This window comes from Microbacterium sp. AG1240 (genome assembly GCF_003635115.1).
In the GTDB taxonomy this organism is placed as follows: Bacteria; Actinomycetota; Actinomycetes; order Actinomycetales; family Microbacteriaceae; genus Microbacterium.
In genome coordinates this window covers 490,636-504,127 of the sequence record NZ_RBXJ01000003.1, presented here as the reverse complement: position 1 = coordinate 504,127, position 13,492 = coordinate 490,636, and the positions used below count along the sequence as shown (strand labels likewise).

Annotated in this window: 11 protein-coding genes; 1 reads left to right on the top strand and 10 read right to left on the bottom strand. The window is 70.4% G+C overall.

The window, feature by feature from the left end; all coding sequences use genetic code 11:
* Positions 1 to 6 precede the first annotated feature (6 nt).
* From DEU34_RS14450 to DEU34_RS14440, 3 genes are all read right to left on the bottom strand, one after another.
* A complete protein-coding gene (locus DEU34_RS14450) occupies positions 7 to 2,373 on the bottom strand; it encodes an excinuclease ABC subunit UvrA (RefSeq protein WP_121151407.1) in 2,367 nt (788 codons plus the stop codon).
* A 191-nt stretch (positions 2,374 to 2,564) separates the two neighbouring features.
* Complete coding sequence (locus tag DEU34_RS14445; protein WP_121151620.1) at positions 2,565 to 4,145, bottom strand: DEAD/DEAH box helicase; 1,581 nt, start codon at positions 4,143 to 4,145, stop codon at positions 2,565 to 2,567.
* Positions 4,146 to 4,330: 185 nt separating this feature from the next.
* A complete protein-coding gene (locus DEU34_RS14440; protein WP_121151405.1) occupies positions 4,331 to 4,924 on the bottom strand; it encodes a DNA-3-methyladenine glycosylase I in 594 nt (197 codons plus the stop codon).
* Between the two features lie 136 nt (positions 4,925 to 5,060).
* Between DEU34_RS14440 and DEU34_RS14435 the strand changes: the two genes are divergently transcribed.
* Complete coding sequence (locus tag DEU34_RS14435) at positions 5,061 to 5,375, top strand: hypothetical protein (RefSeq protein WP_121151403.1); 315 nt, start codon at positions 5,061 to 5,063, stop codon at positions 5,373 to 5,375.
* Positions 5,376 to 5,423: 48 nt separating this feature from the next.
* On the opposite strand, the gene DEU34_RS14430 is transcribed toward DEU34_RS14435, so the two are convergent.
* The 7 genes from DEU34_RS14430 to recQ all read right to left on the bottom strand — a co-directional run bounded on the left by DEU34_RS14430 (position 5,424) and on the right by recQ (position 13,295).
* Positions 5,424 to 7,529: an acyl-CoA dehydrogenase gene (locus DEU34_RS14430; RefSeq protein ID WP_121151402.1), complete on the bottom strand. Its 2,106-nt coding sequence runs from the start codon at positions 7,527 to 7,529 to the stop codon at positions 5,424 to 5,426.
* An 81-nt stretch (positions 7,530 to 7,610) separates the two neighbouring features.
* Positions 7,611 to 8,309 carry a hypothetical protein gene (locus DEU34_RS14425; protein WP_183042501.1) on the bottom strand — a complete coding sequence of 233 codons (699 nt, stop codon included), beginning with the start codon at positions 8,307 to 8,309 and terminating at the stop codon, positions 7,611 to 7,613.
* A complete protein-coding gene (locus DEU34_RS14420) occupies positions 8,306 to 8,761 on the bottom strand; it encodes a hypothetical protein (RefSeq protein ID WP_121151400.1) in 456 nt (151 codons plus the stop codon). The genes DEU34_RS14425 and DEU34_RS14420 overlap by 4 nt, the downstream gene beginning before the upstream one ends.
* Positions 8,758 to 9,210 (bottom strand): hypothetical protein, encoded by a 453-nt coding sequence (locus DEU34_RS14415; RefSeq protein WP_121151398.1) that lies wholly within the window; start codon positions 9,208 to 9,210, stop codon positions 8,758 to 8,760. Before DEU34_RS14415 ends, DEU34_RS14420 begins: the two co-directional genes overlap by 4 nt.
* Positions 9,211 to 9,214: 4 nt before the next feature.
* Positions 9,215 to 10,837 carry a hypothetical protein gene (locus DEU34_RS14410; protein ID WP_121151396.1) on the bottom strand — a complete coding sequence of 541 codons (1,623 nt, stop codon included), beginning with the start codon at positions 10,835 to 10,837 and terminating at the stop codon, positions 9,215 to 9,217.
* Entirely contained in the window at positions 10,834 to 11,127 is a 294-nt protein-coding gene (locus DEU34_RS14405; RefSeq protein WP_121151394.1) for a hypothetical protein, read from the bottom strand. The genes DEU34_RS14410 and DEU34_RS14405 overlap by 4 nt, the downstream gene beginning before the upstream one ends.
* An 80-nt stretch (positions 11,128 to 11,207) precedes the next feature.
* Complete coding sequence (gene recQ, locus DEU34_RS14400) at positions 11,208 to 13,295, bottom strand: DNA helicase RecQ (protein ID WP_396652132.1); 2,088 nt, start codon at positions 13,293 to 13,295, stop codon at positions 11,208 to 11,210.
* Positions 13,296 to 13,492 lie beyond the last annotated feature (197 nt).

Below are 13,492 nucleotides of genomic sequence, written 5' to 3'. Positions count from 1 at the left end.
AATCGGTCAGTCACCGACGTACTGACGGAGGTGTCGGCCCGTGAGCGTGGTGCCCGCGGCGACGAGATCGGCGGGCGTCCCCTCGAACACGACCTCTCCCCCGTCTCGGCCGGCCCCGGGGCCGATGTCGATGATCCAGTCGCCGTGAGCCATCACCGCCTGGTGGTGCTCGATGACGATCACACTGTTGCCGGCGTCGACCAGCCTGTCGAGCAGCGAGAGCAGATTGTCGACATCGGCCAGGTGCAGGCCCGTGGTCGGCTCGTCGAGCACGTACACCGCACCCTTCTTCGCCATGTTGATGGCGAGCTTGAGTCGCTGCCGTTCGCCCCCCGACAGCGAGTTGAGCGCCTGTCCGAGAGTGATGTAGCCGAGACCGACGTCGATGAGGCGCGCGAGCGTCACCTGGGCGGGGCCCTTCGGGAAGAAATCGGCGGCTTCGCCCACCGACATCTCCAGCACCTCCGCGATGTTCTTGCCCTCCAGGGTGTATCCCAGCACCTCATCGGAGAAGCCGCTGCCCTCGCACACCTCGCAGAGCGTCTCGACCGTGGACTGGAACCCCAGATCGGTGATGATGACCCCGAGACCCTTGCACGCGACGCAGGCGCCTTCCGAATTCGCCGAGAACAGGCCCGGCTTCACGCCGTTCGCCTTCGCGAAGGCGGCGCGGATCGTGTCGAGAAGACCGGTGTAGGTCGCCGGGCTGCTTCGCCGAGACCCCTTGATCGCCGATTGGTCGACGACCACCACGTCGTCGAAACGGGGCAGGTGCCCGTGGATGAGCGACGACTTGCCCGAGCCGGCCACTCCGGTCACGACCGTCAGCACCCCGAGCGGAACGTCGACGTCGACGTTCTTCAGGTTGTGCTGTGTGGCGCCGCGGATCTGAAGCGCCCCCTTCGGCGCCCGCGTCGACGGTTTCAGCCTGGCGCGATGGTCGAGGTGCCGCCCGGTCAGGGTGTCCGAGGCGCGCAGACCCGCGAGGTCGCCCGCGTAGCGGACCTCGCCGCCGGCCCGGCCGGCCCCCGGGCCGAGGTCGATCACGTGGTCGGCGATGGCGATGACCTCGGGCTTGTGCTCGACGACCAGAACGGTGTTGCCCTTGTCGCGCAGCTGCTGCAGCAGCGCGTTCATCCGCTCGATGTCGTGCGGGTGCAGCCCCGCGGTCGGCTCGTCGAAGACGTAGGTGACGTCGGTCAGGCTCGAGCCGAGGTGGCGGATCATCTTCGTGCGCTGGGCCTCGCCGCCCGACAGCGTGCCGCTCGGGCGGTCGAGCGAGAGATACCCGAGACCGATGTCGACGAACGAGTCGACCGTCTCGCGCAGACCCTGGATCAGCGGGGCGACCTCGGGCGCATCGACCGTGCGCAGCCAGGCCGCGAGATCGGTGATCTGCATGGCCGCAGCATCCGCGATGTTCACCCCGCCGATCTTCGACGAGCGCGCACCCTCGTTCAGCCGGGTGCCACCGCACTCGGGGCAGGCGCGGAAGGTCACGGCGCGCTCGACGAACGCCCGCACGTGCGGCTGGAGCGCGTCGCGGTCTTTCTGGAGCATGCTCTTCGTGATCTTCGGCACGAGACCCTCGTAGGTCATGTTCGTGTTCTGGATCTTGACCTTCACCGGCTCCTTGTAGAGGAAGTCGTGGAGCTGCTGCTCGGTGTAGTCCTGGATGGGCGTGTCGGCGTCGACGAAGCCCGACTCGCCAAAGACCCGCACCATCCACCCGTCGGCGGTGTAGCCCGGCACCTTGATCGCGCCGCCGCTGAGCGAGAGCGTCTTGTCGTAGAGCTCGTCGAGGTCGATCGCGCTCGCCTCGCCCAGGCCCTCGCAGTGCGGGCACATGCCGCCGGTGATCTCGAACGACCGGCGCTCCTTCTTGCCCTTGTTCGGGCCGGTGCCGATGGTGACCGCTCCCGCGCCTTTGACCGAGGGCACGTTGAACGAGAACGCCTGGGGCGACCCGACGTGCGGCGTGCCCAGTCGGCTGAAGAGCATGCGCAGCATCGCGTGGACGTCGGTCGCCGTGCCGACGGTCGAGCGCGCATTGGCCCCCATGCGCTCCTGGTCGACGCGGATGGTCGCGCTGAGGTTCTCGAGCGCGTCGACATCGGGACGCGACAGCTGCCCCATGAACTGCTGCACGAAAGTCGGGTAGGTCTCGTTGATGAGGCGCTGGGACTCCGCCGCGATCGTGCCGAACACGAGCGACGACTTGCCCGACCCGCTCACGCCCGTGAACACCGTCAGCCGTCGCTTGGGGATCTCGACGTCGATGTTCTTCAGGTTGTTCTCGCGCGCGCCGACCACGCGGATCACCTCGTGCGCGTCGGCGATGTGTGTCTCGGATGCTTCGGATGCGGCGGCCATCGGATCTCCCGGGTTCGACTACCCCACAGTGTGCCCCACCCCGCCGACGCCGTGCTTCTCGGTTTCTGACCGCTTTCGCCGCATCCGCTCCCGGCGTCTTCCCCGCTCAGATGCCACAACACCCGGACGCAGCGTGCTGCGCGTCCGGGTGTTGTGGCATCTCACCGCGTGAGCGGTGCGAGCGAGCGAGGTCAGCCCTGCGCGCGACGGTTCGTGCGGGGGCTGCGCGAGCCGACGACCATGCCGGTCGTGGGCGCGCCGCTGGCCGAGCGTCCGGCTGCCGGGCGCTGCGCGCCGGCGCCCTTCAGGCCCGCGCCGCCGCGACCGGAGCCGCCGGAGCGTCCGCGACCGGCGTTGCCGGCCGACGAGTCGGAGCGGCCGGATGCTGCGCCGCGGGGTGCATCGGAGGAGGTACGAGCGGCGTCGCCGCCCTGACCGCGGCCGCGACGGCTGCGGCCGCCGCCCTGGCCTGCGGGGGCCTCACCGGAGCGGACGGCGCGCTTGCGCTGCGCGTTCGCGCCCTGCGAGCGTCCGCCGCCGCCCTGCTGCTGGGGCTCCTGACGGGGCGCGGGGGTGACGTATTCGGCGACGTCTCCGACGAGCGCGGTCACCTGGGGCGACGTGTGCGTGACGGGCGTGGGGGTCACCTTGATGGCGGCCTTACGCAGGATGTCCTGCGTGTCGCGGCGCTGCTCGGGCAGCATCACCGTGACGACGTCGCCCGCGCTGCCGGCCCGAGCCGTGCGGCCCGAGCGGTGCAGGTACGCCTTGTGCTCGACGGGCGGGTCGACGTGCACCACGAGAGCGATGTCATCGACGTGCACACCGCGTGCGGCGACGTCGGTCGCCACGAGCACGCGAGCGGTTCCGGCGCTGAAGGCGGCGAGGTTGCGGTCGCGCTGCGGCTGGGACAGGTTGCCGTGCAGGTCGACCGACGGGATGCCCGCGTCGGTCAGGGTGCGGGCGAGCTTCTTGGCCTGGTGCTTCGTGCGCGTGAAGAGGATGCGGCGGCTCGAGCCCGAGGCGAGGGTCTTGACCAGGTGCTTCTTGGCCTCGGCGTCTGCGGCCTCGAAGACGTGGTGGGTCATCGCCGCGACGTGCGAGGTGGCCTCGTCGACCGAGTGCAGAACCTCGTTCTGCAGGAACCGGCGCACGAGCTTGTCCACGCCGTTGTCGAGCGTGGCCGAGAACAGCAGTCGCTGCCCGTTCTTCGGCGTCTTGTCGAGGATGCGGGTGACGACGGGGAGGAACCCGAGGTCGGCCATGTGGTCGGCCTCGTCGAGCACCGTGATCTCGACGTCTTCGAGCGAGACGAAGCGCTGGCCCATGAGGTCTTCCAGGCGACCGGGGCAGGCGACGAGGATGTCGACGCCGGCGTTCATCGCGTCGACCTGGCGCTTCTGGGTCACACCGCCGTAGATCGTGGTGGTGTTCATGCCGTAGGCGGCCGCGAGCGGCGCGATGACGGCGTCGATCTGGTTGGCCAGCTCACGGGTGGGTGCGAGAACGAGCGCGCGGGGCCGACGGGCCTTGCGCGCGGTCTTGTTCTCACCGAGGCGCGCGACCAGCGGAAGCGCGAAAGCGAGGGTCTTGCCCGAGCCGGTCTTGCCGCGGCCGAGCACGTCGCGGCCCGCGAGGGTGTCGACGAGCGTGTCGGACTGGATCGGGAACGGTTCGTTCTTGCCCTGCTCGGCGAGCACGCGCACGAGCGGGGCGGGGAGCCCGAGCTCTGCGAACGTCGCGGCGGAAAGGATGGGGGTATCGATGGACATGCGTCTCCATGGCTGCACGCGCGAACGCACGCAGTCCGGGATAGGTTCGCCGCGCACGGGAAGCGCGAGCGAGAGGATGGCGAAGGCGTCGGGTCGACGCATCCGTTCGCCGTAGAAAGTCAAGGGCTCGAGGCCGCTGCGTTCGACGACGCAGGGAGCAGGATTCGCTCCGCAGTGCGTCCAGTCTAGCGGTCGGCGGCGAGTGACGCGGCGCGCCAGCATCCTGCCACGTGGTCATCGACCATTCCGCCCGACTGCATGAGGGCGTACATCGTGGTCGGACCGACGAAACGGAACCCCCGTGCGCGCAGCGCCTTGCTCAGCGCGACCGACTCGGGCGTCGTCGCCGGTACGTCGGCGAAGGTGGCGGGAGGCGTGGACGGATGCTGCGGGGCGAACGGCCATACGAGGGCGTCGAGCTCTCCCGGCGACATGCCTTCGACGAGCCGCGCGTTCGCGATCGTCGCCAGGATCTTGGCGCGGTTGCGGATGATGCCGGCATCGTTCATGAGCCGCTCGACGTCGCCGTCGTCGAACGCGGCCACGGCGCGGGGATCGAACCCGGCGAAGACCTCGCGGAACCGCGGGCGCTTGCGCAAGATGGTGATCCAGCTGAGGCCGGCCTGGAACCCCTCGAGACTCATCTTCTCGAACAGAGCGCGGTCGCCGTGGAGCGGGGTGCCCCACTCCTCGTCGTGGTACCGCTGGTACTCGCCGTCGTCGCCCGCCCACGCGCAGCGCGCGACACCGTCGCTTCCGACCCGCACGTCCCCGTCCACGCCCGCCACCCTAGCCCCGGCCGCCGACACCGCCGAGAGTGCCCGTTCGCGCCAGAAGTGCCCGCATAGTCGCGCACCTTCGGCCCGGACGGGCACTCTCGGCGAGCATCGAGCCGGAGTCGGGCACAGTAGAGCGATGACCGACGCACCCGGCACCCGCGCCGAAGACGTCCTCGAGGCGCGCCTCGATCGCGCGAAGATGCCGACCGCTCTGCGGTGGGGGCGCAACGCCCTCGCCTTCGCCGTGTCGACGGTCAGCGGTGGGGCCGGAGACGACCTGCTGCCGGGCCTCGACCTCGTGGTGAGCAGGCGCGATACCGGCGCCGAGGTACTGCGGGTCAGGGCGGGTCAGTTCGAGGAGGCCGGCCACCTGCTCGAGCACACCTGGCGCGACCTCGCCACGATGACGGTGGAGCAGTTCGTGCGCTCCTGGAGGCTCATCGACGAATGACGGATGCTGCGAGCCCTCCCCGGCTCGCAGCATCCGTCGCCTTCGTGCCTACTTCGCCGTGGCCTTCTTCTCGGGGATCGGGGCCCGGCCCGACGCCTCGAGGTCGGCGTAGTACCGCTCCGCTTCGCGCTGACGCTCCCCCTCGGCGCCCGAGGCGATTGGCGCCCGCACGTGCTCGGGCTCGTATCCGAAGGCGTCGACGAGGTCTTGCGCGTGGGGGCGCAGACGCGTGCACAGCCGGTCGATGTAGCTCGATACGGCCCCTGCCCGCTGCGTCGACAGGCGCCCGTTGATGAGGTACCACGCGAGATGCTTCTCGACGAGGCTGAGCCCGAAGAGATCGCGCACCCAGGTGAGCACCTTCTTCGTGCCCGCGTCGTCGATGTTCTCGATCGCGTCGGTGAAGGCCTCCCACTGCAGCAGCTCGCCGTGCGCGCGTGCCGCCTCGATGAGCTCGGCCTGGTTCTGGTTGAACAGGGCCGCCGCCTCATCGCGGGGGAGCTTGGATGCTGCGCGCAGTCGTCCGGCGACGTCGGAGACCATCTGCTGCACCCGGTCGGTGAGCAGCTCGTGCTGCTGGTCGCCGCGGAGACCCCGCTCGACCGCGCGGGCGGTGGAGCCGAAGTCGGCGACGGCCTGCCCGAGCTGGCGCAGCCCGGCGCCGTGGAAGAGCTTTCCCGCGGTCTGGCCCACCGCGTACGCGGCGAGCGCGCGTGCGTCCTTGCCCTTGAACTGCCGGCCGTAGTCGGCGAGCAGACGCTTTCCGACCAGCTGCAGCAGCACGTTGTTGTCGCCCTCGAACGTGACGTAGATGTCGAGGTCGCTCCGCAGGCCCGTGAGGCGGTTCTCGGCGAGGAAGCCCGATCCGCCGCACGCCTCGCGCGCCTCCTGCAGCGTGTCGAGCGCGTGCCATGTCGAGAGGGGCTTGAGCACCGCGGCGAGGGTCTCGAGGTCTTCGCGGTCGGCGTCGCTGTCGGTGCGACCGCTGAAGACACCGTCGAACTTCTTCAGGAACTCGTCGTGCGCGAAGATCTCGGCGTAGGTGGTGGCCAGGCGCGGCAGCAACCGGCGCTGGTGCTTGCCGTAGTCCAGCAGCACGACCTCGGGCGTTCCGAGGCCGGAGTCGAACTGACGCCGCTGGTTGCCGTACGTCACGGCGATGTTCAGTCCGAGCGCGGATGCCCAGGCGGCGGAGCCGTCGAGCGAGATGCGGCCCTGCACGAGCGTGCCGAGCATCGTGAAGAAACGACGCCCCGGGCTCGAGATCGCGCTCGAGTACGTGCCGTCCGCGGCCACGTCGCCGTAGCGGTTGAGCAGGTTCGTGCGGGGGACGCGCACCTGGTCGAAGTGCAGCCGACCGTTGTCGATCCCGTTGAGGCCGCCCTTCACACCGTCGTCCTCCCCGCCGACACCCGGCAGGAACTGCCCGTTCTCGTCGCGGATGGGCACGTAGAAGCAGTGCACGCCGTGGTTGACGCCGTTGGTGATGAGCTGCGCGAACACGGTCGCGGCGATGCCGTGGAGGGCGGCGTTTCCGAGGTAGTCCTTCCACGCCCCGCGGAACGGGGTGTGGATGACGAATTCCTCGGTCTCGGGGTCGTAGGTCGCGGTGGTGCCGATGGCGGCGACGTCGGAACCGTGGCCGGTCTCCGTCATCGCGAATGCGCCCGGGATCTCGAGGTTCATCGCGCCCGGCAGCCACTTCTCGTGGTGCTCCTCGGTGCCGAGCTGGTAGATGGCCGCGCCGAACAGACCCCACTGCACGCCCGACTTGATCTGCAGGCTCGGGTCGGCGGCGACGAGCTCCTCGAAGCCGGCGATGTTGCCGCCCTGATCGTCGTCACCGCCGAAGCGCGTCGGGAAGGCGCGGTGCACGGCCTTGTTCTCCACGAGGAGGTGCAGCTGTCCGAGCACGCGCTCGCGGTGCTCGGCCACGGTCTGCCCGTCGATGCGCCAGAAGGCGGGGTCTTTGATCATCTCGCGCGCCTGGCGTCGCACATGGCCCCAGGTTCCGAGCAGCAGATCGGTCACTCGCTCGGTGTCGATGCGCGGCTCGGATGCTTCGGCCGCGGTGTGCGCGGCGGTCGGAGCGCCTCCGGCCGGGGTGCGCCTCGCGATGGACGGAGTTTCGGGACGGACTGCGGCGTCGGTCATATACAGCACCTTCTTCGGCGAAACGGGATGATCCCAACGGTAGGACTCCCACAACGCTCCACCAACACCCTTGGCTAGCCCCTACAACACCTCCGGACCCGTGCGAACGGCCCCGTTGTGCGGTCCCGACAGATGCGCCTTCGGCACCGCGTTCGCGAACGAGGCGGCGAGGGCCACCGAATCGAAGAGGTTGCGCATCGCGTGACGGATCTCGCCGAGCGGTGTGGTGAAGCTCGCGAGCACGACCTGCTTCGACCCGGGTACCGCGAACCAGTAGTCCGCCTCGAACCGGGTCGCCGTCGCCGTGACGTCTGCTTCGATGACGGTCTCGTCGTAGGTCCGCTCCAGGCGCAGCATGCTCGCGCGCGGGCCATCGAGCCTCGCCGCCGTCTTGATGCCGTCGACCTCGAGCGTCTCGAAGCTGCGCAGCAGCGCACCGAGTACGGCGTCGGGCGAGGTGCCGACGGCGGGGCTCATCCGCATGCCCGACGGAGCGTGCACCGTGAGCGCGGCCGGGGTGGCCAGGTCGGGAACGATCTCGAGGCACAGGAACAGGGCGTGGGCCTCAGCATCCCTCGCCGCATCCACGGCACGTCCGAGCGCGTCGCGGATGCGTCGACGGGCCAGCACGGCGTCATCGGCGACCCCGACGACCTCACGGGCCACCGCGTCGACCTCGGCCGCGGCCGCCGCGACGTCGCGCGGGTCGAGCGCCAGCCAGCGCCCCGGGAGCTGGAAGGTCAGCGCCGGCGGCCGCCGGGTCTCGGTCGCGCCGCTCATCCCTCCCCCGCCAACCGGGAGAGCCTGTCGGGCGAGAGCACGATGAACTCGTGGCCCGACCGCACGCCGAGCTCCGCGGCGGCCGTGTCGTCGAGACGGATGCGGGCGTCCGACCTCTGCTGATCGCTCGTGAAGTCGGACGGAGCCCCCTGGAGCAGACCGATGGAGACCCGGTGGCGCGAGACCTCGGGATCGGCGGCCAGCACCGATGCCGCCGCGCGCACCACGCCCACCACCGCGGCGTCGGTCACGTCGTCGATGTAGAGGGCGACGGCCACCTCCGTGTGCCCCGCGGCGGGGTGGCTGAGCGTCGCGGTCGCGTCATTGACGTTGCCGATGCCCGAGAGCTCGGCCTCGAGGTCTCCGAGTTCCACATCGGGAGCCGCGCAGGCCGACAGTGCCAGCATCCCGGCGACGAGCACGATGCCGATCAGCGCTCGGATCGACCTCATGAGCCCTCGGCCAGACGGGCGATGTCCTCGGGCGACAGGCGCATCGACTCGCCGAAGTCGAGCCCCAGCTCGTCGTAGACCTTCATGCCCGGTCGCACCTTGCCGCGCAGCTCCTGCCCGCTGTTGGCGTAGTCGCCCGGGACGCCGTCGATGAACATCACCGTCGCGCCGTGACGGGCCGTCGTGGGGTCGTCGGCGAGGGCCGGGATCGCTCCGCGGATGACCGAGGTGAATTCGGCGTCGCTCGGGTCGTCGACGAACAGCCGCACGACGACCTCGGTGTTCCACGGCGCCCCCGGATGCCCCACGTCGGCCGAGACCGCGTTCACCCCGTCGACCTCCTCGAGGTGGGCCGCGAGATCGCCCATGTCAGGCGATGCCGCGCATCCCGCCAGCGACAGGGCACCGAGCGTCAGCACGACGCCCAGGGCGACTCGGATCGATCTCATGCGTCTAGGAACCTCTCGTGTAGGACGCCGAATAGACGTCCTCATAGCTTCCCTCGCCGGGATCGGCGAAGAAGATCTCGTCGCCCCGACGCGGCTCGGGAAGATACCGCTCCGCCTCGGCGCCGTACATCGTCGAGTCGTGGATCGGCCACACGAGCGGGCGGTAGGTCTGCCAATCGTTGTCGAGGCGCACGTAGTCGACGGTCTCGAGGCCGAGGAACTCGAGCGTGTGCACGGGGTCGATGCCGTTGTTGATCTGCGTGACGCGCACGTCGGGCGGCATCGCGGAGTAGTGCTTGTCGATCGCCGAGCCCGCGGTGAACACCGAGTCGACCCGATCCGCGACGCGGGGGTCGGTGGCGAGATCGCCCGCCATCATGCCTCCCAGCGACCACCCCGTGAACATGATGGGCGCGTCGCTCTCGAAAACGCCCGCCTCCGTCATGGCATCCCACACCGCGTGCTCGTACTGGGTCGGCACCCCGGGGAACATCGAGAGCATGACGTCGGCGCGCAGGTCGTTCAGCGAACCGTCGCTGTTGAGGGGATTCCAGCACTGGGTGCTCGGCAGCTGGACCCGCCACGAGATGATCTCGCCATCGGCGTTGCGGACGGCCACGACGCGGATCTCGGTGCTGGTGCCGCCGGCGCTCGCGGAGTCCTGCTCGGCGAGCTGCGCCATGATCCCCTGATAGTCGCGCGCCTCGAGGAGATCGTTCTCGGCGTCGATCTCCGCGTCGTGCGTCGTCTTCCCGCTCTTCCATCCACCGGATGTCTGCTGGGGGCGCCCGACCGTCTCGGACACCACGGCGAGGAGGAGCGCCGCGGCCAACAGGCCTCCGAGGAGGAGGAGTCCGACCAGACCGAACGAGGCGACGACCAGCCCGACCACGAACGCCGCGACCAGCAGCAGGGCGATCACCACGAGCGCCGAGACGAGCGCGCTGAGGGCCTCCATGAGTGCGTCGACGACGACCGAGAGCACCTGCGACGCCCACTCGCCGACCATCTCGAAGAAATCGCCGACCGGTGACCAGAACTGGTTCCAGTTGTCGCCGAAGGAGTCGGCGTCGTCCTCGATCGCCGTCTCGATCGCGCCGATCGCGCGGTCGGCCGCGTCGTAGATCTGCTGACGCGCGTCGTTGAGCACCCGCCGCGCGGCGTCGACCGCACCGTGCGCGGCGGCGAGATCACCGGCCGCCGACAGCATCCGTTCGTCGAGCGCCGTGGTGGACTCGCCCACCGCCTCGGCCTGGACGAGCTCGTTGCGCAGGTCGCCGATCTCGGATTCGAGCCGGTACGAGCGGTCGGTCTCGGCGTCGGCATCGCTGACCGCGCTGCGTGCCGTCGCCTGGATCGTCTCGAGTTCGACGGCGAACGTCGTCAGCGCCGTCGCGGTTCCGTCGTACCGACCGTAGGCGCGTCGTAGACCGGCCGACGCGTCTTCCGCCGAACCCCGGACGGCGTCGATCGACTGGGCGGTCTGCCCGTCGACCAGGTCGAGCAGGGCCTCGGCGGCGCGCGAGATGGCGTCGGCGGTCAGCTGCAGGTTCCGGGCGCGCGTCTCGAGCTCGGCGGGACGCCCCGCGAAGACATCCTCGTAGTCGACGGCGAGTCCCGAACTCACGGGGCACCATCCGTGTCGCTCGCCTCGGCCATGCTCTGGTCGAGCTCGGTCATCGTCTCGTCGATGGCCTGCAGCCAGTCGCGGACGGTCGTGAGCTGGTCCTCGAGCTTGCCGCGGTTGTAGTCCCAGTTGCCGGCGAAGTCACGCACGGTGCGCTCCAGGCGATACTCGCCGGTGAGGGCTCCGAGGTCGTCGCCCACCCGGTCGGCGCTCTGGAACGTCGCCAGCGCACCGACGACCCGGCTCTTGGCCGCACGCAGCTCCGCGAGGTCCAGCTCGAGGTCGCTCACCGGTCCCCCTCAGCGGCTCGTCGGTCGGGTGGCTCGAGCCCGAGTCTAGCGAGCGCGCGGCGCCGCCGCCGAGGCGGTGCTCAGTGCGCCGCGACGACGGCGAGCACGCCCTCGCCGTAGGCCTCGCGCTTCTTCGCGCCGATGCCGGTGACGCCGTCGAGATCGGCGAGCGACCCCGGGCGCGCCGCCGCCAGAGCGCGCAGCGTGGCGTCGCCGAAGACGATGTAGGCGGGGACCCCCTGCTCGCGGGCCTGTTCGGCACGCCACGCCCGGAGCGCCTCGAAGAGGTCGCGGTCGCCCGCGTCGACGGCATCGGCCGACGACGATTTGCGCACCCGCGAACCGCCCGCCGCCGCACTGCGGCCGAGTACGTCACGGCGCAGCGGCACCGGCGCCTCGCCGCGGAGGACACCCCCGCTGGCCTCGCTCAGGGCCAGCGTGCCGTAGTCGCCCTGAGCGACGAGGATCTGACGCGCGAGCAGCTGCCGCACGACGCTGCGCCAGTCCTGGTCGGAGAGGTCGGCGCCGATGCCGTAGGTGGCGAGCTTGTCGTGCCCCTGCTGCGTGATGCGCTCGGTCTTCGCTCCGCGCAGGATGTCGATGAGGTGGCCCGCGCCGAACGCCTGACCCCGCTCGCGCTGCAGGCGCACGATGGTGGAGAGCAGCTTCTGCGCCGCGACCAGGCCGTCCCACGTCTCGGGAGGCTGCAGGCAGGTGTCGCAGTTGCCGCAGGGTTCGGATGCTTCGCCGAAGTAGTCGAGCAGGTTCTGGCGCCGGCAGGCCACCGTCTCGCACAGCGCCAGCATCGCGTCGAGGTGCTGGCCGAGGCGCATCTTGTAGGTGCGGTCGCCCGGCGACTGGTCGATCATGCGACGCTGCTGCACGACGTCGCCGAGGCCGTACGCCATCCACACGACCGACGGCTCGCCGTCTCGGCCGGCTCGACCGGTCTCCTGGTAGTAGCCCTCGACCGATTTCGGCAGATCGATGTGGGCGACGAAGCGCACGTCCGGCTTGTCGATGCCCATCCCGAACGCGATCGTGGCGACCATGACGACCCCGTCGTCACGGAGGAACCGCGACTGGTTCGCCGCGCGCACCTCGGTCGGAAGACCCGCGTGGTAGGGCAGCGCATCGATCCCCTGACCCCGGAGGTAGTCGGCGGTCTGCTCGACGCTCTTGCGGCTGAGGGCGTAGACGATGCCCACCGGTGCCGACGACGCATCCGCCCCCTCGGTCTGCTGCACCGACCGGATGAACGAGACGAGCTGCCGACGCTGGTCGACCTTCGGCTCGATGCGGTACTGGATGTTGGGCCGATCGAAGCTCGCCACGAAGCGACGGGCATTCGGCAACTGCAGCCGCTCGACGATCTCGCGCGCGGTGGCGGGAGTCGCCGTGGCGGTGAGCGCCATGCGCGGAACGCCCGGGAAGCGCTCGGCGAGGTCGCCCAGAGCGAGGTAGTCGGGTCGGAAGTCGTGGCCCCACTGCGAGACGCAGTGCGCCTCGTCGATCGCGATGACGCTGAGCTTCCCGCGCTGCAGCAGCGAGAGCGCCGACGCGGTGTTCAACCGCTCGGGTGCGACGTAGAGCAGGTCGAGCTCGCCGGCGAGGTAGGCCTGCTCGGTCGAGCGACGCTCGTCGGCGCCCTGCGTGGAGTTGAGGAAGGCGGCACGCACGCCGTTGGCGATGAGGGCCTCGACCTGGTCGTGCATGAGCGCGATGAGAGGGCTCACCACGAGCCCCGTGCCCGGGCGCACGAGCGCCGGCACCTGGTACGTGACGCTCTTTCCGCCACCGGTGGGCATGAGCACGACGGCGTCGCCCCCGCCGATGACCTGGGCGACGATGTCGGCCTGGTCGGCGCGGAACAGGTCGTAGCCGTAGACCTCGTGCAGCACCTCGCGCGGGTCGCGCCCCGTGAAGTCGCGACGGGCGGTGGCCCTTCGGGCGACGGATGCCGCGGACTCGGGCGCGTTCGACGCGCGGCGGCCGGCATCGCCGGGCCCGGCCCTGCGGGCGGGGCCACCGCCGAAGCCCTCGGGCTCGGGCGGCGGCGGCGCGTCGAAGTCGTCGGGCGGCGCGAGCTCGTCGGGGTTCCACTCGTAGCCGTCGTACGGGTCGATCGCCACGCCCGCCTGGGGGTCGCGATCGGGTCCGGGAGTCACCCGCCCACGATAACCCGCGCCCCCGACACCGACCTGCGCGCGGTCACGAGCGGAGGAGGTCTCACCGCCGGAGGACGGGCGGGAGCGCCTGCATCCTCCGGCCGTGAGATCCCCTCCCGCCATCACGAATCGCCCGAGCGCGCGAGGATCTGGCGCGATGTCGGATCGCGCGCCTACGGTGGAACCACGCCTGAGGA